The 19514-nt window shown below is 36.6% G+C and carries 18 protein-coding genes; 15 read left to right on the forward strand and 3 right to left on the reverse strand.

The window, feature by feature from the left end; all coding sequences use genetic code 11:
• The first annotated feature begins 93 nt into the window (after positions 1-93).
• From ileS to HU137_RS07545, 5 genes are all read left to right on the forward strand, one after another.
• Positions 94-3501: an isoleucine--tRNA ligase gene (gene ileS / locus HU137_RS07525; RefSeq protein WP_182043163.1), complete on the forward strand. Its 3408-nt coding sequence runs from the start codon at positions 94-96 to the stop codon at positions 3499-3501.
• Positions 3502-3505: 4 nt separating this feature from the next.
• Positions 3506-3886 (forward strand): TraR/DksA family transcriptional regulator, encoded by a 381-nt coding sequence (locus tag HU137_RS07530; protein WP_182043164.1) that lies wholly within the window; start codon positions 3506-3508, stop codon positions 3884-3886.
• A 9-nt stretch (positions 3887-3895) separates the two neighbouring features.
• On the forward strand, positions 3896-4501 hold the full coding sequence (locus HU137_RS07535) for a lipoprotein signal peptidase (protein WP_182043165.1): 606 nt from the start codon (positions 3896-3898) through the stop codon (positions 4499-4501).
• Positions 4502-4595: 94 nt separating this feature from the next.
• Positions 4596-5780: a DUF3667 domain-containing protein gene (locus HU137_RS07540; protein WP_182043166.1), complete on the forward strand. Its 1185-nt coding sequence runs from the start codon at positions 4596-4598 to the stop codon at positions 5778-5780.
• 1 nt (position 5781) lies between these two features.
• Positions 5782-7101, forward strand: coding sequence for a M48 family metallopeptidase (locus HU137_RS07545; RefSeq protein WP_182043167.1), 1320 nt, complete (start codon positions 5782-5784; stop codon positions 7099-7101).
• Here the strand turns inward: HU137_RS07545 and HU137_RS07550 are convergent.
• The gene (locus HU137_RS07550; protein ID WP_182043168.1) at positions 7098-8588 is read right to left on the reverse strand and encodes a DUF6770 family protein; all 1491 of its coding nucleotides are present in this window, start codon (positions 8586-8588) and stop codon (positions 7098-7100) included. The two genes, HU137_RS07545 and HU137_RS07550, sit on opposite strands and share 4 nt — an antisense overlap.
• A 91-nt stretch (positions 8589-8679) precedes the next feature.
• Between HU137_RS07550 and HU137_RS07555 the strand changes: the two genes are divergently transcribed.
• The 9 genes from HU137_RS07555 to sufD all read left to right on the forward strand — a co-directional run bounded on the left by HU137_RS07555 (position 8680) and on the right by sufD (position 17106).
• A complete protein-coding gene (locus HU137_RS07555; protein ID WP_182043169.1) occupies positions 8680-8991 on the forward strand; it encodes a DUF3817 domain-containing protein in 312 nt (103 codons plus the stop codon).
• 38 nt (positions 8992-9029) lie between these two features.
• The gene (gene trpS, locus HU137_RS07560; RefSeq protein WP_182043170.1) at positions 9030-10004 is read left to right on the forward strand and encodes a tryptophan--tRNA ligase; all 975 of its coding nucleotides are present in this window, start codon (positions 9030-9032) and stop codon (positions 10002-10004) included.
• Positions 10005-10037: 33 nt separating this feature from the next.
• On the forward strand, positions 10038-11588 hold the full coding sequence (locus HU137_RS07565) for a T9SS type A sorting domain-containing protein (protein ID WP_182043171.1): 1551 nt from the start codon (positions 10038-10040) through the stop codon (positions 11586-11588).
• 170 nt (positions 11589-11758) lie between these two features.
• The gene (locus HU137_RS07570) at positions 11759-12088 is read left to right on the forward strand and encodes a HesB/IscA family protein (RefSeq protein ID WP_182043172.1); all 330 of its coding nucleotides are present in this window, start codon (positions 11759-11761) and stop codon (positions 12086-12088) included.
• Positions 12066-12962 (forward strand): hypothetical protein, encoded by an 897-nt coding sequence (locus HU137_RS07575; protein WP_182043173.1) that lies wholly within the window; start codon positions 12066-12068, stop codon positions 12960-12962. Before HU137_RS07570 ends, HU137_RS07575 begins: the two co-directional genes overlap by 23 nt.
• A gap of 62 nt (positions 12963-13024) precedes the next feature.
• Positions 13025-14482 carry a Fe-S cluster assembly protein SufB gene (gene sufB / locus HU137_RS07580; protein WP_182043174.1) on the forward strand — a complete coding sequence of 486 codons (1458 nt, stop codon included), beginning with the start codon at positions 13025-13027 and terminating at the stop codon, positions 14480-14482.
• 35 nt (positions 14483-14517) lie between these two features.
• Positions 14518-14919: a four helix bundle protein gene (locus HU137_RS07585; RefSeq protein WP_182043175.1), complete on the forward strand. Its 402-nt coding sequence runs from the start codon at positions 14518-14520 to the stop codon at positions 14917-14919.
• A gap of 30 nt (positions 14920-14949) precedes the next feature.
• Positions 14950-15705, forward strand: coding sequence for a Fe-S cluster assembly ATPase SufC (sufC, locus tag HU137_RS07590; RefSeq protein ID WP_182043176.1), 756 nt, complete (start codon positions 14950-14952; stop codon positions 15703-15705).
• Between the two features lie 81 nt (positions 15706-15786).
• Complete coding sequence (gene sufD, locus HU137_RS07595; RefSeq protein WP_394367602.1) at positions 15787-17106, forward strand: Fe-S cluster assembly protein SufD; 1320 nt, start codon at positions 15787-15789, stop codon at positions 17104-17106.
• Positions 17107-17192: 86 nt separating this feature from the next.
• Here the strand turns inward: sufD and HU137_RS07600 are convergent, their stop codons facing one another.
• A complete protein-coding gene (locus tag HU137_RS07600) occupies positions 17193-17804 on the reverse strand; it encodes a hypothetical protein (protein ID WP_182043178.1) in 612 nt (203 codons plus the stop codon).
• A 189-nt stretch (positions 17805-17993) separates the two neighbouring features.
• On the opposite strand from HU137_RS07600, the gene HU137_RS07605 reads away from it, so the two are divergent.
• The gene (locus HU137_RS07605) at positions 17994-18950 is read left to right on the forward strand and encodes a YeiH family protein (RefSeq protein ID WP_182043179.1); all 957 of its coding nucleotides are present in this window, start codon (positions 17994-17996) and stop codon (positions 18948-18950) included.
• On the opposite strand, the gene HU137_RS07610 is transcribed toward HU137_RS07605, so the two are convergent.
• Positions 18947-19513, reverse strand: coding sequence for a DUF2892 domain-containing protein (locus HU137_RS07610; RefSeq protein WP_182043180.1), 567 nt, complete (start codon positions 19511-19513; stop codon positions 18947-18949). The genes HU137_RS07605 and HU137_RS07610 overlap by 4 nt on opposite strands.
• Position 19514: the final 1 nt, after the last annotated feature.

The following is a 19514-nucleotide window of genomic DNA, read 5'->3' on the forward strand; positions in this document are numbered from 1 at the left end:
GAATCAATCGCTTTTTCCCAATTTATTCAACACAATTCTTTGAATTTTTGTACATTCGCAAACCTTTAAAAATTAAGGTTGTAAGATTGATCTATGAGCAAGAATTTCAAAGAATACAAACAGTTAGATTTAGTACAAATTGCCGAAGACGTTCTCCAAGATTGGAACCAAAACCAAATCTTTGAAAAAAGTGTTTCCACGCGCGAAGGTCAGGAAAACTTTGTGTTTTATGAAGGGCCACCTTCCGCAAATGGAATGCCCGGGATTCACCACGTCATGGCGAGAGCGATCAAAGATATTTTTTGTCGTTACCAAACGCTGAAAGGAAAACAAGTTCACCGTAAAGCCGGTTGGGATACGCATGGGCTTCCAATCGAGTTAGGCGTGGAAAAAGAATTGGGCATAACCAAAGAAGACATCGGGAAGAAAATTTCGGTAGAAGATTATAACAAAGCCTGTCGGGAAGCGGTCATGCGCTATACAGATGTTTGGAATGATTTGACGCAAAAAATGGGTTATTGGGTCGATTTACAAGATCCCTATATCACTTACGAACCCAAATACATGGAGTCGGTTTGGTGGTTGTTGAAACAGATTTACGACAAAGGTTTGATTTACAAAGGCTATACGATTCAACCTTATTCGCCAAAAGCCGGGACTGGGCTTTCTTCTCACGAATTGAACCAACCTGGAACTTATCGGGATGTGACCGATACGACCATAGTTGCCCAATTCAAAGCCGATAAAGAAACTTCTGATTTCTTGAAAGGAATCGATGGTGATGTTTATTTTCTGGCTTGGACGACCACTCCTTGGACTTTGCCTTCCAACACCGCTTTGACCGTCGGACCGAAAATCGAATATGTATTGGTCGAAACATTTAACCAATACACCTTTCGTCCACAGAAAGTGATTTTAGGAAAACCTTTATTGAATTCGGTTTTTGGGAAAAATTATGTTGAATCCAATGAATCTTCCGATTTTGAGAATTTCAAAGAAGGAGACAAAAAATTCCCTTATAGAATCTTGGAAACTTTCAAAGGATCCGATTTGGTCGGAATCAAATACGAACAACTTTTGCCATGGGCAACTCCTTTTGAAGATGCGGATAAAGCTTTTCAAGTGATTTCGGGTGATTTCGTTACAACAGAAGATGGAACCGGAATCGTACACACGGCACCGACTTTTGGAGCAGATGATGCCAAAGTTGCCAAAGAACACGGCGTTCCACCGATGTTGGTTTTGGATGAAAATGGAAACCCAGTTCCGCTTGTCAATTTGCAAGGGAAATTCATTGATCAACTACCGGAAGGTTACGGTGGGAAATATGTGAAGAACGAATATTACAATGATGGCGAAGCGCCGGAAAAATCGGTAGATGTTGAAATCGCTATTCAACTAAAAGAAGAAAACAAGGCTTTTAAAGTCGAAAAATACAAACACAATTATCCGCATTGTTGGCGGACGGACAAACCAATTTTATATTATCCACTCGATTCTTGGTTCATCAAAATCACTTCCGTTCGGGAACGAATGGCAGAATTGAACAAAACCATCAACTGGAAACCAAAAGCGACGGGAGAAGGACGATTTGGGAATTGGTTGGAAAATGCAAACGATTGGAATTTGTCTCGATCAAGATATTGGGGAATTCCTTTGCCGATTTGGCGTTCAGAAGATAAATCGGAAGAAATCATCATCGGTTCGGTAGAAGAATTGATGCATGAAATCCAAAAATCAATCGATGTAGGCTTCATGACTTCCAACCCTTTTGAAGGATTTGAAGTTGGGAATATGTCGGAAGAGAATTATGCAAAAATTGACCTGCATAAAAATATCGTCGACGAAATCATTTTGGTTTCTGATTCCGGCAAAGCGATGAAAAGAGAGTCGGATTTGATCGATGTTTGGTTTGATTCAGGATCGATGCCTTACAGTCAATTTCATTACCCTTTCGAAAATAAAGATTGGATTGAAAATGGTGGGGCTTTCCCGGCTGATTTCATCGCTGAAGGTGTGGACCAAACCCGCGGATGGTTCTATACTTTGCATGCGATCGGAACTTTGGTTTTTGATAGTGTGGCGTATAAAAATGTGGTTTCCAATGGATTGGTGCTCGATAAAAATGGTCAGAAAATGTCCAAACGACTCGGTAATGCGGTAGATCCTTTTGAAACTTTGGCGGTTTACGGGCCGGATGCGACGCGTTGGTACATGATTTCCAATGCGCAACCTTGGGAAAATTTGAAATTTGATATTGCAGGAGTGGATGAAGTTCGTCGTAAATTTTTCGGAACGCTTTACAACACTTATTCGTTCTTTGCGCTTTATGCCAATGTGGACGGATTTAAGTATGCAGAAACAGAAATTCCGGTAGCAGAAAGAACGGAATTAGACCGATGGATTTTGTCGGAATTGAATTCACTGATCAAAAAAGTAGATGAATTTTATACCGATTATGAACCAACTCGTGCGGCGAGAGCGATACAAGAATTTGTCATCGACAATTTGAGCAATTGGCATGTGCGTTTGAGTAGAAGACGTTTCTGGAAAGGCGAATATGAAAAAGACAAAATTTCTGCTTACCAAACTTTGTATACTGTTTTGGAAAATGTAGCGATTTTAATCGCACCGATTGCGCCGTTTTTTGCGGAAAAATTGTACAAAGATTTAAATGAAGCCACCGGGAAAAATGATTTTGAATCCGTTCATTTGGCTTATTTCCCTAAGGCTGATGTATCCATGATCAACAATGAGTTGGAAGCGAGAACGCATTTGGCGCAATTGGCGACTACGATGATTTTGTCGCTAAGAAAAGGAGCGGACATCAAAGTGCGTCAGCCTTTGCAGAAAGTGATCATTCCGGTTTTGGATGAAACGATGAAGAGCCGTTTGGAATCGGTTTCCGAATTGTTGAAACAAGAGGTGAATGTGAAAGAAATCCAGTTGTTGACCAACGAAGAAGCTTCGCATTTGTTGGTGAAAAGCATCAAACCGAATTTCAAGACTTTAGGGCCGAAATACGGAAAGGATATGAAAGCGATTTCGCAAGCGACAGCAGGATTGAAAAACGAAGACATCCTTGAATTGGAGAAAAATGGAAAAATCCAATTGAACATAGGAGCTTCTACTTTGGAATTAGAATTAGAAGACTTTGAAATTTCGACTTCAGATATTCCGGGCTGGACGGTTGCTTCGAATTCAAATCTGACGGTAGCGCTTGATATTCAGTTAAATGAAGATTTGATTTCTGAGGGGATTGCAAGAGAATTGGTCAACCGAATTCAGAATTTACGTAAGGACACCGGTTTGGAGCTGACAGATCGCATCAAATTGGTTGTTAAAAAAGAGGATAAATTAGAAAATGCAATAATTCAAAATAAAGATTATATTTGCTCGGAAACCCTGACCGATGAGTTGGAAATTGCAGCTGAAATACAGGGTGGAACGCAGATAGAAATAGATGATTTAGTAACGGAAATTTCGATTTCAAAAACGTAAAGCTATGACAGAAGAAAAAACAAGATATTCTGATGCGGAATTAAAAGAATTTCGTGATATCATTCAAGATAAATTGGATAAAGCAGAGCGCGATTATGAATTGATCAAAGAAACTTTTATGAATGGTTTGGATAACGGGACCGATGATACATCGCCGACTTTCAAAGCGTTTGAGGAAGGTTCTGAAACGATGAGCAAAGAGCAAAACGCTCAGTTAGCAGCTCGTCAGGAGAAATTCATCCGCGATTTAAAAAATGCTTTGGTCCGCATCGAAAACAAAACCTACGGCATTTGTCGTGTGACCGGAAAATTGATCAACAAAGAACGATTGAAACTGGTTCCGCATGCAACTTTAAGCATAGAAGCCAAAAATATGCAACGTTAATCCGGAGGTTTGAAGAAAGTAGGCATCATTGTGCTGGTCGTGTTGATGATCGACCAGCTTTTAAAATTTTACATCAAAACAAATTTCCATCTCGGCGAAGGAGTGGAGGTTTTTCCATGGTTTCAATTGAAATTTGTGGAAAATCCGGGAATGGCGTATGGCGCTGAGTTTGGTGGACTGACCGGGAAAATTGTTTTGTCGATATTGAGAATTTTGCTGATCGGCGGAATCGGTTGGTTCATCTGGAAAAACATCAAACTTCGCAACAACAATTATTTCAAAATCGGAATGGCATTGGTTTTTGCCGGAGCGATTGGGAATCTCATCGACGGACTTTTTTACGGGATGATTTTCGATACGGGAATGACTTGGAACGAACAAATGGCTGCTTGGGATGGTTATGCCGGAATTTCAAAAGCCGATTTCTCAGGTTATTCAGGATTTCTTCAGGGAAGTGTAGTCGACATGTTTTATTTTCCGCTTTTTGACTGGCCGGAATGGGTTCCAATTGTAGGCGGAAAAGAATTTTTCTCTTATATTTTCAATGTGGCAGATGCTTCTATTACGGTTGGAGGAGCCATTGTGATATTATTTCGAAATAAAGTGTTCAATTAAATTATTGGAACAATATATTTAAACCTCGAAGGAATTCAATCCCTTCGAGGTTTTTTTCTGCCAATTCCTTATTTTTGGGTTCAATTATTCGACCATGTCCCATCACCAACTTCGTAAGGAAAAGAACTGTTTGAACTGTGGAGAAACTGTTGAACAACGTTTCTGCCCCAAATGTGGACAGGAAAATTCTATCAATCGGCCTTCTTTTCATTATTTATTTACTCATTTTGCGGAAGATTTTGTACACTATGACAGCGGATTTTGGAAAACGATGAAAACTTTGTTTTTCCGTCCCGGGAAAATCATCAGAGACTATCTCGATGGAAAACGGAAAACCTATATGCCGCCTGTGAAACTCTATATTTTTGTGAGTTTTGCTGCTTTTTTTCTTCCCTATTTATTGCCCGATTTCGAACATGAAAATACGGAGAATTATATTCAAAATGCCATTACACAAGAGGATGAATTTGAAGGAATTGAAGTGAAAACGGGTGTTTTTGCAAAATCTGTCAAAGAATTGGATTCCATCCAAAATAGTTTGCCTCCCAATCAAAAAATTCCCGAACTCGAATACGATATTTTTAAAGGAACTTTGGCAGGAATTGGCCTAAATGAAAATCAGACAGATTCAGTTGCTGTTCTTGTCGGAAAAAGTGTGGATGACCGTTTGTTTTCAAAAAACGGAATCAACATAGGTCCTTATAAAAACGTTCGGACGGTAGAGCAGCTTGATTCTATCGATAATAACTTGTCCGAAAAAAACAAACCGGGATGGGCTTCTAAAAAATTGATGAGGAAAATAGTAGAAATCCGTCATCGTCATTATGAAGAAAATGAAAATTTATGGAAAAAAGGATGGGAAACCTTTGTTCAAAATCTGCCCAAAGCATTATTTTTCTATCTGCCGATTTTTGCTTTTTTACTTTGGTTGATACACGGCAAAAAGAAATGGTTGTATTATGATCACGGTGTTTTTACGTTGTATTATTTTTCATTTTTACTCTTCTTGATTACTTTGAATATAATTTTGGATTGGATATTTGGAGGAATTTCAATGCTAATTCCTTCATGGTCGGTTTTCTTTGACTTTATAATCATTTCGTTGTTTGTTATTTCAGCTATCTATTCTTTCTTCTATTTTTTCAGAGCACACAGTAAAGTATATCTGGAAAACAAGGCAGTTTCAAGAATGAAAGGATTTGTATTGTTTGGGATGAATTTTTTCTTATTTATTATGGTCCTGATGATTTATTCTTTGATAACTTTTTTGATTGTTTGATATGAAAGAATTAAAATTGAAATCATGCATTATTTTTATTTTAATAGGAATTTCTTTACAAATTTCTGCACAGGATTATTCGCCAATTGATACAGCAGATGCTGATTTTCGTTCGGAGTTAAAATCGAGTTATGAGTCCATATTTGATCATTATAATGCAGATTTAAAAAACAATTATCAAGGAAAAAAGAAGAGTGAATTGTTAAATGCTTTTCAAAGTTTTCAAGACGATTTTATAAAAGAAATTGAAGATGGAATTTATGTGAAAGATGCCAAATTTCAAGACCTTTTGGAAGAAATCGTTCAAGAGCTTCAAGCCCAAAATCCGGAAATCCCAAAAGACATCAAAATTTTGATTTCAAAACATCCAAACGTGAATGCATATGCACTTCCGGACGGAACTTTGGTGATGAATATGGGAAGTTTTAAATTTCTTGAAAATGAAGACCAAATCGCTTCTATCATCGCACATGAAATCGCGCATCATGTTTTGAAACATGTCCTAAACAGCCAAATCAAACAAATAGATGACGATATTTCAGGGAAATACAAATCCAAAATAAAATCGATCAAACAAGTAAAAGTTGGACAAAATTCACAAGCATTTCAGCTGATGCAAAACCTTTTGTATGAAGAAGGAGCCAACCGCAGAATTCAGGAAAAAGAAGCCGATTCACTTGGGTTTGTTTATTTTCAAAAAGCGAAATTCAAAAGCGATGAATTTATCAATGCATTTAAACTTTTACAACGCTATGATACGATAAAACCTGCAGGTTTACCAAAGGAAATTTATTTGAAATATTTTGATTTGCCCGAACAAACTTTTCAGGAAAGCTGGTTGGAAATGGAAGATTTTTCTCAATATGATTATTCTAAATTCGAAGAAAAAATAGACAAAGACTCCATTTCTTCTCATCCTGAAGCGATGGAAAGAATCACCGCTTTGCAAAAGAATTTCCCTGAGTTGAAAACCATTTCTCCACCTAAAAACCCAAGTGAAAATTTTGTGGAATTGCAAAACACCGCCAATTGGGAAGAAGTGCCCAATCTGTTTTTTCTCAAACAATATGGTATGGCCATTTTTATTTCACTGCTTCGGCTGGAAGAAGGATTGGACGAAAGGTTCTATAAATATTGGTTGGCAAAGAGTTTTGAAAAAGTCTATGAAGCCCGCAAACAATACCGTTTGAATCGCTATTTGGAAACCGTAAATCCTCCAGAACAGTCTGAAAGTTATCAGCAATTCCTCAGTTTTATGTGGAATTTAAATTTGGATGAACTGAAAACGATTGCCGATTTTTATTCGAAAACCGAAATCTAATAATTCAAACGTTCCAATCGCAATTGGTCAAATTCACTTTTTTTGTTGAATTCGCGAAGCAAAATATACCCTTCTTTTGCAGGAATGGGTTGGATGAAAAAATCATCAGATGACATGGGGACCAACTCTTGTTTGAACTCAGTATTGATGACGGTATTGATACCCAAAACCCAATTTTTATCTTTCGTTTCACCATCCTTTTTATGGTCGCGGAAAAAGAAAACCACGCCCGAATTGTCTTTGATGTATTGATGAAACAAATAATCGTTTTGCGCCCATTTCGTTTTGTCTTTTTCTATGGTATGATTTTCTTTGAAATTCCCTTCATTGTCAAAGTTAAATAACACGAAATCAAGTGTTTTGGTAGAAGTGTAGTTAGAGTTGACACCTTTAAATTTCTCCGCCAAATAAACAAATGAACCGTCTTTCATGATGAAAAATTTCTTCGGTGACAGATAGTATCCTTTTTCTACTACACCATACTTATTGGCTTCCATATTTTTTGCAATTTCAGACCAAGGATGGTATTTTCTAGTAATTTCGTTTCCATTTTGATCCAAAACAACTTGGTAAATACCCAAATTTTTCATCCAATTAAAATCATCTTTAGAGTAGGGGCTATAATTCCCGACGATGTAGATTTTATCACCAAAATAGCGGATGTTTACAGAATGGCTATAAGCAGCGTTTTTATTTTCCAATTCATATTTGAACCGTTTTTGACCTGTTTCCATTTCCAGTCCGACTATTTTAAAACTGTCGATCCAAGTTTCATTGGCAAAATGAGAAAGTCCACCTAAGATCAGACCTTCATTCATGTTCAACACCCGAAATGCATTCCAGTCTTTTTTGCTTCCATTTTCGTTGTAGACATATGCCCATTTCAGGTTTTTGTCTGAATCGTAAATCTTCAAATCTTTGTCCTGATAAAAATGTTTCCGTTTTTTATTGTTTTCAGATACAAAAAATCCGTTCAGGTCTTTATGGTTAAAAGCATACGTAATGTTGATAGATTCCGCATTTTTATAATCTTTCAATTGGTTTGCGGTAATGTTCAAATCACGAAATTCATTGTTTTCAAAGATGAATTCTTTCGAAACCGATTTGTCTTTCAGCGAAATGATCCGATTGAAAGTCAAAAGCACTTCATATTTCCGTATGTAATATTTGGAAAAAATGATGTGCTCGCCCATGAAAGTACAATCAAAAAAGTCGGAAGAAATTCCATCATAGTTTTTTTCTTGATAAGTTCCATTGGCAACTTTATTGAGGTTTCGGTCCAGTAAAATATACTCAAACTGTTTGTTTTCAGCATCAATTTTTCCTTGGTCAAAAAAGTAAATATAGCCGTAAAGATTATGGTCAGAGTCATATAAAATATCAGCATAGACCATTTCTCCATCAGCTAAATTTTCTAAATCTTGGGTTTGAGAAGAAGAGAAGATTGATAATAAAAAAACAAGTATAGTAAAAAATGAAACTCTCATATGGTTTATATTTCAAAAATTTGACAAATATAAGATTTAATGATGGGGTAGAAATCTAAGGAGAAACTTATCTTTGCGCCAAATTTTTAACATGAACGAACAATCTTTGAAAAAATATTTCAAGTTTTTCTGTATTTTAGAATTCATCAGTTGTATCTTGCTTTTTTGTATCGCCATGCCGGTAAAATACGGTGTAGATCCTGAAACTCCTTTGATGTTTCCCATCGGGCTATTTCATGGCGTTGCCTTTATGGGGTATGTATTGTTTGCCTTTTTGGTAAAAAAATATTACAAATGGGACTGGGAAGAAATGGCCTTTGTGTTGATGTTTGCGTTCGTTCCGTTCATGACCATTTTGGTACATAAAAAAGTGAATAAATTTGACCGTGAAAATGCGGTTTAATAGTAAATTCAAAAATTCAACATTCAAAATTTAAAATGATGCCAAGAGTTTTAACCGGCGTTCAAGCCACGGGAACACCACATTTAGGAAATATTTTGGGAGCGATTGCTCCGGCGATTGAGATGGCGAATTCCGCAAACGACAATTCCTTTATCTTCATCGCAGATCTTCATGCTTTGACTCAAATCAAAGATCCTGAAGTGTTGAAACAAAACACCTATGAAGTAGCAGCAACTTGGTTGGCGCTGGGACTCGATACGGAAAAAGCGGTTTTTTACCGTCAATCAGACGTGGCTCAGGTTTCAGAATTGATGTGGTATTTGCTGAATTTCTTTCCTTTTCAGCGATTGACATTGGCGCATTCATTTAAAGACAAACAGGATTATTTGTCCGACGTAAATGCGGGACTTTTTACCTATCCGATTTTGATGGCGGCCGATATATTACTCTACGATGCAGACATCGTTCCGGTAGGAAAAGACCAACTCCAACATCTCGAAATCACGCGCGATGTAGCCGAAAGATTTAACCACCAAATGGGCGAAACTTTTGTATTGCCCCAAGCCAAAATCGATGAAAATGTAATGCTCGTTCCCGGTGTGGATGGTCAGAAAATGAGCAAATCCCGAAATAATTTTATCAATATTTTCTTGCCTGAAAAACAATTGAAAAAGCAAGTGATGTCCATCCAGACCGACAGCACACCGCTGGAAGATCCCAAAAATCCCGATACTGATAACGTTTTTGCTTTGTATAAATTGGTGGCAACGCCTGAACAAACCGAAGAAATGCGTCAGAATTACCTGAATGGCGGTTATGGTTATGGCCACGCGAAAAATGCTTTGCTGGAAGTTTTATTGGACAATTATGCGACAGCTCGTGCGAAATTCAACGAATTATTGAATGATAAATCTTCACTCGACGCTTATTTGGACAATGGCGCCATTCGCGCATCGGTTGTGGCAGATGAAGTTTTGCGCCGTGTGAGGGGAAAATTGGGGTTGAAAATTTAAATTTTATATTTGTGAATTAACCAATTTTAGATTATGAAATCATTTATTCTACTTTTTAGCATTTTTTCTTTTTCGATATTGTTTGCACAACAAGCTCCTGAAATTGAGTGGTCTCGAAATTATGGAGGTTCAGATTTTGAAGAGGCGTATGATATAAAACAAACGCCAGACGGTGGATATATTGTAGTTGGTTATACTATGTCTATTGATGGTGATGTAAGTGAAAATAAAGGTGAATCTGATTATTGGTTGCTCAAATTGAATTCAATGGGAAATATTGAATGGGAGAAATCCTATGGTGGGTCCAATGAAGATTATGCATATTCAGTAGTGTTAACACAAGATGGTGGTTATTTAGTTGCCGGACAAAGTTTTTCAAATGATGGTGATGTTGGAGAGAATTACGGTTCAGAATTTACTTCAGATATTTGGTTAATTAAAATAAGTGGTAGCGGTGAACTTATATCAAAAAAGAATTTAGGAGGGTCTTTTTCTGAACGTTTCCCTACAATAATAAAAACAAGTGATGGTTTTGCTCTAATTTCAATTACGGAATCTTCTGATTTTGATGTGTCGAATAATTATGGTGGTTCAGACTATTGGTTGGTAAAATTAAGCGAAGACCTAGAGATTCAATGGGAGAAATCATACGGAGGGAGTCTTTTCGAAGGAATGATGGCTTATAACCCACCTAAGGTAATTCAACTTGAAGATGGTGGTTTTATAATTTCCGGAGAAAGTGAATCAAATAATGGCGACTTAACGGAAAATTATGGAAATAATGATTTTTGGATTTTTCAGACGAATAATGTCGGTGAATTAGTTTGGCAAAAGTCCTATGGTGGAAATGGTTATGATTTTGCTCAATCAATTATTAAGTTATCAAACGGGAATTATTTTATTACAGGTTTTAGCACATCTATTGACGGTAATATATCTAATCCTTTTGGTGAAAATCCTATGGATATTTGGACTATAATGATAGATGAATCAGGTGAATTAATTTGGGAGAAGTCCTATGGTGGTTTTAGTTCAGATTACGGTTCCACTATTGTTGAAGCAACAGACGGAAGTATTATAATGGGAAGTGTTTCTTTATCTGATGACGGAAATGTTTCCAATAATTATGGGGCATTTGATGTTTGGGTTGCAAAAATAAACTTAAATGGAGAAATTATTTGGGAAAAGAATTACGGTGGAAGTGCGGTTGAATTGATTGATAACACAATACTTTCCTCCGATGGGAAAATTATTTTTGCAGGTCTTTCAAGGTCAGAAGATTTCGATTTAGAAATGAATAACGGTGAAACCGATTTCTGGATAGTGAAACTCGGTTCAGAACAAATGTCCACTTCCGAAATCAATTCATCTCAAATTTCTATTTACCCCAATCCAGTAAAAAACATCTTGAATTTCTCTGAAGAATTAAACGACATTAAAATCTTCAATTTGGCAGGGCAAAAAGTTTTAGAAAGTTCAGATAAAAACAAAATCAATGTGAGTCATTTGAATTCAGGAACATTTGTGTTGAAAGCCAAAAACCAAAAAGGCAAATCTGTCCAACTAAAATTCATCAAAAACTAAATTCGAAGTTCGAAACTCGAAGTTCGAAATTCGCTCAACCCAAACCGCAAAACCAACAACTCAAAACGCACAACCCAAAACCCAAATCGCTCAATTGTTATAATTTATTAAAAATGAAGGAAAATCCCGCTTTCGGTTGTATCTTTGTGGATTCAAAAATTGAATAGAAAATGATACAAGTTTCAGATACAGCAAAAACAAAAGTAATCTCTTTGATGAGCGAGGATGGAACGAATCTGGAAGAGAGTTTCGTGCGGGTTGGTGTAGAAAGCGGTGGTTGTTCCGGTTTGTCTTATAAACTTTCTTTTGACAAAGACCGAAATGATGAAGATAAACTTTTTGAACACAATGGTGTACGGATTTTGGTCGATAAAAAATCCTTTTTGTATTTGATCGGGACGACTTTAGAGTATTCTGGTGGTTTGAACGGAAAAGGATTTGTGTTCAACAACCCAAACGCACAACGCACTTGTGGTTGTGGAGAAAGTTTCGCCGTTTAATTCTAATGCATTGATTTTGAGTCGATTCATATTCATTCTTCCCTTTTTTGTTTTGAGTTTGTTGGCACAAGCCCAAATGAGTGTAGATAAACTATTGGTTTTTAGTCCGGATGAGCATTCGGTGAAATACAATGAAGTTTATACTGATAATTTTTTCTTTGGGAATTTCGGGATTAAATATTTGGTGAATGCGGTTCCTATTTCGACTAAAAATATAAAAACCGTTAAAATTTCAACCGAAACAGAAGGAAATAAAACACCGGATGTTTTTGAATTGAAGTATGACGAAGAAGGAAAATTGATCCAAATGAAAGTTTCTGAAATGCTTTCTGGTAAAGCCATGACGGTGGATTATGTTTACAAAGACGGATTGATTCAAGAAGAAATTTTCAAAGACAGCGAAGGGACTCGTTCCAATAAATTCCATTATGCCGAAGGAAAAATGATCGTGGAAAATCTCAAAGGAATGATCGACGTTTACCAATTGAAAGGAAAATTGTTATTTAAAGAATCTTACCTAAACGGAAAACCGGTTTTTAAAGATAGAATCGAAGGTAAATGTAGAATCACTTCTTACCAACGAGACGATATCGATAAAACTTGTTACAGTAATTTTACAGGTGAAATGCCTGTTTCAGTAGAAGAATTTTCTACTTCGGAAAATGTGAAAACCAATAAAATTTCTCTGGTTTCTGAAAGCATTTGGAAAGTAGAGGAAAATGCAAATGGAACCTATAGCTTTTTAAACGGAAAAACAGAATTGTACCGTTTAGAATTAGATAAAAATGGAACGGTTAAAAATTTTGAATTTATGGGAATCAAATCGGAATTTAAAAAACCGATTCATTTTTCATTTAGTTATACATACTATTAAATAGGAGTTGAATTTTTGAAATCAAATTTCATCCGCCGCGGCGGACAAATTTTCAAATTGAAATGAGCAATACAAAATATACAGAAGACGATTTAAGACAGGATTTGTCTACGAAAAAGGAATATGAATTCGGATTTACGACGGATGTCGAATACGAAGAATTTCCAATCGGCCTGAACGAAGACATCGTCCGTGAAATTTCCAAACGCAAAGAAGAGCCGGAATGGATGACCGAATGGCGTTTGGATGCATTTCGTGAATGGCAGAAAATGGAAGAACCGGAATGGGCCAATGTTAATTATCAAAAGCCTAATTTTCAGGATATTACTTATTATGCTGCGCCGAAAAAGAAACCGGAATTGGCAAGTTTGGATGAAGTCGATCCCGAATTATTGAAAACCTTTGAAAAATTGGGGATTTCGATTGACGAACAAAAACGTTTGACCGGTGTTGCGGTGGACATCGTGATGGATTCCGTTTCGGTTGCTACGACTTTTAAAGATACGTTAAATGATCTGGGCATTATTTTCTGTTCGATTTCAGAAGCGATCAAAGAACACCCTGAATTAGTGAAAAAATACATCGGGAAAGTCGTTCCGAAAACCGATAATTTCTATGCAGCTTTGAATTCGGCAGTATTTTCTGACGGATCCTTTTGTTATATCCCAAAAGGCGTTCGTTGTCCCATGGAGCTTTCCACTTATTTCCGAATTAATCAAGCCGGAACAGGTCAGTTTGAAAGAACATTGTTGATCGCGGACGAAGGCGCGTATGTTTCGTATTTGGAAGGTTGTACCGCACCGATGCGAGATGAAAACCAATTGCATGCGGCAGTGGTTGAATTGATAGCGATGGACGATGCCGAAATCAAATATTCCACGGTTCAGAATTGGTATCCGGGAGATGAAGAGGGAAAAGGAGGTGTTTTCAATTTTGTGACGAAAAGAGGATTGGCCGAAAAAAATGCAAAAATCAGTTGGACACAAGTCGAAACCGGATCAGCAGTGACTTGGAAATATCCGAGTTGTATTTTGAAAGGTGATAATTCGACAGGAGAGTTTTATTCGATTGCGGTTACCAATCATTTCCAACAAGCCGATACCGGAACGAAGATGATTCACATCGGAAAAAATTCCAAATCGACGATTATTTCCAAAGGAATTTCGGCCGGAAAATCACAAAACAGTTATCGAGGTTTGGTAAAAGTGATGGCCAATGCTGAAGGAGCGAGAAATTTCTCACAGTGCGATTCACTTTTGATGGGAAATGAATGTGGAGCGCATACGTTTCCATACATCGAAATCAAGAACAAATCCGCCAAACTGGAGCACGAAGCCACAACCTCCAAAATCGGAGAAGATCAATTGTTTTATTGTAACCAAAGAGGAATCGATACAGAAAAAGCAATTGCATTGATTGTAAACGGATTTAGCCGTGAGGTTTTGGACAAATTACCAATGGAATTTGCAGTAGAAGCGAAGAAGTTATTGGAGATCAGTTTGGAAGGTTCAGTAGGGTAAATAAGTTCAAAGTTTAAAGTTTAAAGTTTAAGGTTTTGGCAACGATAGAAAGATTTGAAGATTTAGAAATTTGGAAAGAAGCAAGAATTGTTTCAAATAAAATCTTCGTAATCTCAGTTGAATCAGAACTTAAAAATGATTTTGGACTCAAAAACCAAATTAAAAATTCTTCAGGTTCTATAATGGACAACATTGCAGAAGGATTTGAAAGAGGTGGAAATCTGGAGTTTAGACAATTTTTATCCTTTGCTAAAGGTTCTGCCGGAGAAACAAGATCGCAATTATATCGTTTATTGGATTCTAATTATATAAAAAAGGAGAAATTTGAAGAATTGAAATCGGATTTAGAAAAGATAAGTGGAAAGATTACAAATTTTATAAAATATTTAAACAATAATGATTTTAAAGGAAATAAGTTCAAGGAAGGACAACCTTAAACTTTAAACCTTAAACTTTAAACAAATAAAATGTTAAAAATAAACAACTTACACGCTCAAATTGAAGACGGAGCCGAAATTTTAAAAGGAATTAATTTAGAGATAAAACCGGGAGAAGTCCATGCGATCATGGGACCAAATGGTTCCGGAAAATCTACCCTTTCATCTGTAATTGCAGGAAAAGAAGATTATGAAGTAACGGATGGTGAAATCGATTTTGAAGGAGAAGATTTACTCGAAATGGGTGCTGATGAACGTGCGCACAAAGGAATTTTCCTTTCGTTCCAATATCCGGTAGAAATTCCTGGTGTTACCGTGACCAATTTCATCAAAACGGCGATAAACGAAACCCGAAAAGCACAAGGTTTGGAAGAAATGGGTGCTTCTGAAATGTTGAAATTGATCCGAGAGAATGCGGAGAAATTGGGCATCAGAAAAGATTTTCTTTCTCGTTCTCTAAACGAAGGATTTTCAGGTGGAGAAAAGAAACGTAACGAAATCTTTCAAATGATGATGCTCAACCCAAAATTGGCAATTCTAGACGAAACGGATTCTGGTTTGGACATTGATGCACTGCGAATTGTGGCAGATGGAGTCAATGCGTTCAAAAATGAAAACAATGCCGTTTTGGTCATCACGCATTATCAACGATTATTGGATTATATCGTCCCTGACTTTGTCCACGTTTTGAGCGATGGTAAAATCATCAAATCAGGTGGAAAGGAACTGGCGCATGAGTTAGAAGCGAGAGGTTATGATTGGGTGATCGAAGAAGCAGCAGTTTAATTATTTGTACAATGTAAAAATGTATAATGTAAATCGCTACATTATACAATATACAGTGATACATCAATACAATAATAAATGATTGATTTAAAAGAAAATTTGGTTTCAAGACATTTGGTTTTCAACGAGAAGAATGCCAAAAATAAATTTGTGAACGAATTGCGTCATGAAGCCATCGAGATATTTGATAAAGCAGGATTTCCATCTAAAAAAAATGAAGAATGGAAATATACCAATCTGGCTCCGATCCTGAAAAAGGATTTTAAATTATTTCCTGAAACGGAAGAAATTTCCATCGGTTACCAAGACGTGAAAAAGTATTTCATCCATGATATGGATACTTACAAAATTGTCTTTCTAAATGGTGTTTACAGTAGTTATCTTTCTGAAACGACGCATGAAGAAGCAGATATCTGTGTTCTTTCCAGTGCGATGAATAAGATGATGCACCAGCCGGTAATCGAGAATTACTATGGAAAAATTGCAGATAAAACGGAAAGTATGGTTTCTTTAAATACTGCTTTCTTTAAAGACGGAGCATTTATTTATGTTCCGGACAATGTGATTTTATCCAAACCGATTCAGATTGTATTTCTTTCTACCTATCATGAATCAGAAGTGATGTATCATCCGCGGAATTTGATAGTAATTGGTAACAATGCCCAAGCGCAAATCATAGAACGCCATCAAACGCTCAATGGAAAATCCAATTTGACAAACTCTGTAACGGAAGTTCAAGTTGGGAAAAATGCAGAATTGGATTATTATAAAGTTCAAAATGATGCATCTGAAGCTTCGCTAATTGATTCTACATTTGTAGCCCAAGAAAGAGATTCTAGAGCGCAGTTTTCTACTTTTTCTTTTGGAGGAAATTTGACCAGAAACAATTTGAATTTTATTCAAAACGGTGAAAATTGCAATTCCATATTAAACGGAATTACCGTTATCGGTGGTTCTCAGCATGTGGATCACCATACCAAAGTGGAACATAAATTCCCGCATTGTGAAAGCCACGAATTGTACAAAGGAATTTATGATGAAAATTCACATGGTGTTTTTAATGGAAAGGTTTTCGTGCATCCGGAAGCACAAAAATTAAATGCTTTTCAACAAAACAACAATGTATTGCTGACTGATAAAGCAGAAATCGATACCAAACCGCAATTGGAAATTTTTGCAGATGATGTGAAATGTTCGCATGGTTGTACGGTTGGACAATTGGACGACTCGGCATTGTTCTATATGCAACAACGTGGAATTCCGAAAAAAGAAGCCAAAGCCCTATTGCTTTACGCTTTTGCAGCAGATGTTCTAGAGCATGTTGAGATACCTCAAATGAAGCAAAGAATTACCAAAATAATCGCTCAGAAGCTGGGTGTCAATATTGATTTTGATTTATAAATTCAATCATTAAATATAAAAAAGAAAGCCACTTCAAATCTGAGGTGGCTTTCTTCTTTATAAAAATAGTTTATGGAGAGGTAAGGTTAATTAAGAGTCAATTGCATGGTAGAACAACTGTCTTCGTTGATGGTAATATTTCCGCTCCAGTTGTAATCACTACATGAAGCTGTCCATTGGTAAGAACCGGCAGGTAGATTGAAATTTGCGCTAGAACCGGCATTACAGCCAGGATTTCCTCCCGAATAATATCCTGAGATTGTGCCTGATGTATTTGAGATATAAACCGTTATATTTCCACATCCGAAATCAGATTGTGTCCAGAAAGTAGCTTTTCCATTGCCATCGCCATTTCCGCCACCATTTCCGTTTCCGCCGCCATTACCACCTTCAAATCCACTGCAGTCTACATCAAGCCAAGCTTGCGTGGCATCATAATAATAATCATAATTGGAGCAGCCTTCGAGTGCATCCAATAAGTCTAATGCCGAATCCTTTAAATTATTACAAGTGCTTACAGAAGGATTGGCATTAAAAGCATCAATCATGTTATTGTATCGCTCCAATTCATAGTCATAGTTACAGGTTTCTACAACGTCACCTTCGTCATCTCCAAAACATGAAGAGAAAACAGAAAGCGAAGAAACGATCATCATCATTCCTAAAATTTTCAAAAATGGGGTAAAGTAAATTTTCATATAAAAAGTTTTATAATGGGTTATGAAATTAGTTTCAATAGTTGAATGCAAAAATAGAATGGCTTTTGACTTCAAAAAATACCCCCAACTGGGTATTTTTGACTTTTTTAAGAATAGCTAAAAAACATTTATAGAGGTATTTGTAGAATTTGGGAGAATTAATATATTGCTAACTGTACCAGAAATTTTATGCAATTAAAATTTAAATCTTTTTTATTGGCGCTTTTACCCGGCGTTATCGTATTTCTTTTTTCTTTGTTATTTCCTATTTTAAATCCGATTTTAGTTGGATTGGTATTGGGAATTATTTTGGGGAATTTATTTCGTTTTCACACCGAATTCGTAGCATTTAGCCATCAATCAGGGAACCGATTTTTAGAATTTTCCGTGATATTTCTAGCATTTGGGATCAATTATGGTCATTTGACCAAACTGGGTTTGGAAAGTTTGCTATTTGTGTTCCTATTAGTATTATCTGTTTTAATCGTCACTTATTTATTGTCCAAAAAACCTTTGAATTGGATGATCGGTTTTGGTACTGCGATATGTGGGTCTTCTGCAATTGCCGCTTTGGCACCAACACTTGACAAAGAAAAAGGCGACACGGGAATTGCAATGGCCGTAGTAAATCTTTACGGGATGCTGGGCATGATTATTCTTCCATTTGTACTGTTGAAATTGAATTTAGAACCGATTAAAAATGCAATGATCATCGGTGGTTCTTTGCATTCGGTTGGAAATGTAGCCGGTTCAGGATTTATGGTGAGTGATGGTGTGGGAGAACTTTCTGTTACCATCAAAATGGTGCGGGTTTCTTTGCTTTCCTTTGGTTTGCTCTTTTTTAATTTTTTAGCACAAAAAGGAAAAAATCTCCCTTGGAGACAGTATTTTAAACTGCCTTGGTACATCTGGGGATTTCTAATGATAACGGTTTTGGTTTCTTTTGTGGCGATTCCAAAAGAGTTATCAGCATGGATAGATTTAATCGGAAAGCTACTGTTGACATTGGCGATGACAAACATCGGCATCCAAATTCGATTCAAAGATTTGGTTCAATCCGGAAAAAAAGGATTGACATTTGGATTGGGAATTTGGGTATTCCAATTGGCTTTTATTGCAGTTTATTTGATGTTTTCTGGAAGCTAAAAATATTTCCCACGTTTGCGCATATGTGGATTTTGCATGTTTTTACCCACATTAACACGTTTCATTTGTTCTTGCATCATTTTGATTTGATCCGTAAACATTCCTTGGTTGTCCAGTTGTTTGGCTTCTTTTAAAAGGGATTCGGCTTCTTGTTTTCTTCCTTTGGCCATCGCCGCACCTGCCAAACTCATTTTGGCCATCGCTCGGTCATGTTTGAAACTCAATCCATAATCCAGTGCTTTTTTCATGTGTTTTTCAGCTACATTCACATTGGATTGCGCTTCGGTGATTCCGTGCATATAATGGAAATAACCCATTTGTTTTCTGATCAATTGTCCTTTTGGATTTTTGATTTTTTGAAGCCAATTTTTTGCGCCCTCTATGTTTTGTTTGCGCATCTGCCAGAATGCCAATAAGATATATTCGTTTCTGAAAAACAAAAGAATGGGCATTAAGGATAAGAATATCAAAATAGATCCCCAAGCATATTCGCGTTCGGTAAACATATAAACGCCACCGGCGATCATTAAAGCGGCTATTACTAATTTGATGTATTTGTTCATT

The sequence above is a fragment of the Moheibacter lacus genome (assembly GCF_014042165.1).
Classification (GTDB): domain Bacteria; phylum Bacteroidota; class Bacteroidia; order Flavobacteriales; family Weeksellaceae; genus Moheibacter; species Moheibacter lacus.

What these genes read in the sequence shown, in the direction of transcription:
- sufB (WP_182043174.1), top strand. Translation starts at nt 13,025, where the DNA reads ATGAGCAATACAAAATATACAGAAGACGATTTAAGACAGGATTTGTCT.
- HU137_RS07540 (WP_182043166.1), top strand. Translation starts at nt 4,596, where the DNA reads ATGTCCCATCACCAACTTCGTAAGGAAAAGAACTGTTTGAACTGTGGA.
- HU137_RS07545 (WP_182043167.1), top strand. Translation starts at nt 5,782, where the DNA reads ATGAAAGAATTAAAATTGAAATCATGCATTATTTTTATTTTAATAGGA.
- HU137_RS07530 (WP_182043164.1), top strand. Translation starts at nt 3,506, where the DNA reads ATGACAGAAGAAAAAACAAGATATTCTGATGCGGAATTAAAAGAATTT.
- HU137_RS07550 (WP_182043168.1), bottom strand. Translation starts at nt 8,588, where the DNA reads ATGAGAGTTTCATTTTTTACTATACTTGTTTTTTTATTATCAATCTTC.
- sufC (WP_182043176.1), top strand. Translation starts at nt 14,950, where the DNA reads ATGTTAAAAATAAACAACTTACACGCTCAAATTGAAGACGGAGCCGAA.
- HU137_RS07600 (WP_182043178.1), bottom strand. Translation starts at nt 17,804, where the DNA reads ATGAAAATTTACTTTACCCCATTTTTGAAAATTTTAGGAATGATGATG.
- HU137_RS07610 (WP_182043180.1), bottom strand. Translation starts at nt 19,513, where the DNA reads ATGAACAAATACATCAAATTAGTAATAGCCGCTTTAATGATCGCCGGT.
- trpS (WP_182043170.1), top strand. Translation starts at nt 9,030, where the DNA reads ATGCCAAGAGTTTTAACCGGCGTTCAAGCCACGGGAACACCACATTTA.
- HU137_RS07555 (WP_182043169.1), top strand. Translation starts at nt 8,680, where the DNA reads ATGAACGAACAATCTTTGAAAAAATATTTCAAGTTTTTCTGTATTTTA.
- ileS (WP_182043163.1), top strand. Translation starts at nt 94, where the DNA reads ATGAGCAAGAATTTCAAAGAATACAAACAGTTAGATTTAGTACAAATT.
- HU137_RS07565 (WP_182043171.1), top strand. Translation starts at nt 10,038, where the DNA reads ATGAAATCATTTATTCTACTTTTTAGCATTTTTTCTTTTTCGATATTG.
- HU137_RS07570 (WP_182043172.1), top strand. Translation starts at nt 11,759, where the DNA reads ATGATACAAGTTTCAGATACAGCAAAAACAAAAGTAATCTCTTTGATG.
- HU137_RS07605 (WP_182043179.1), top strand. Translation starts at nt 17,994, where the DNA reads ATGCAATTAAAATTTAAATCTTTTTTATTGGCGCTTTTACCCGGCGTT.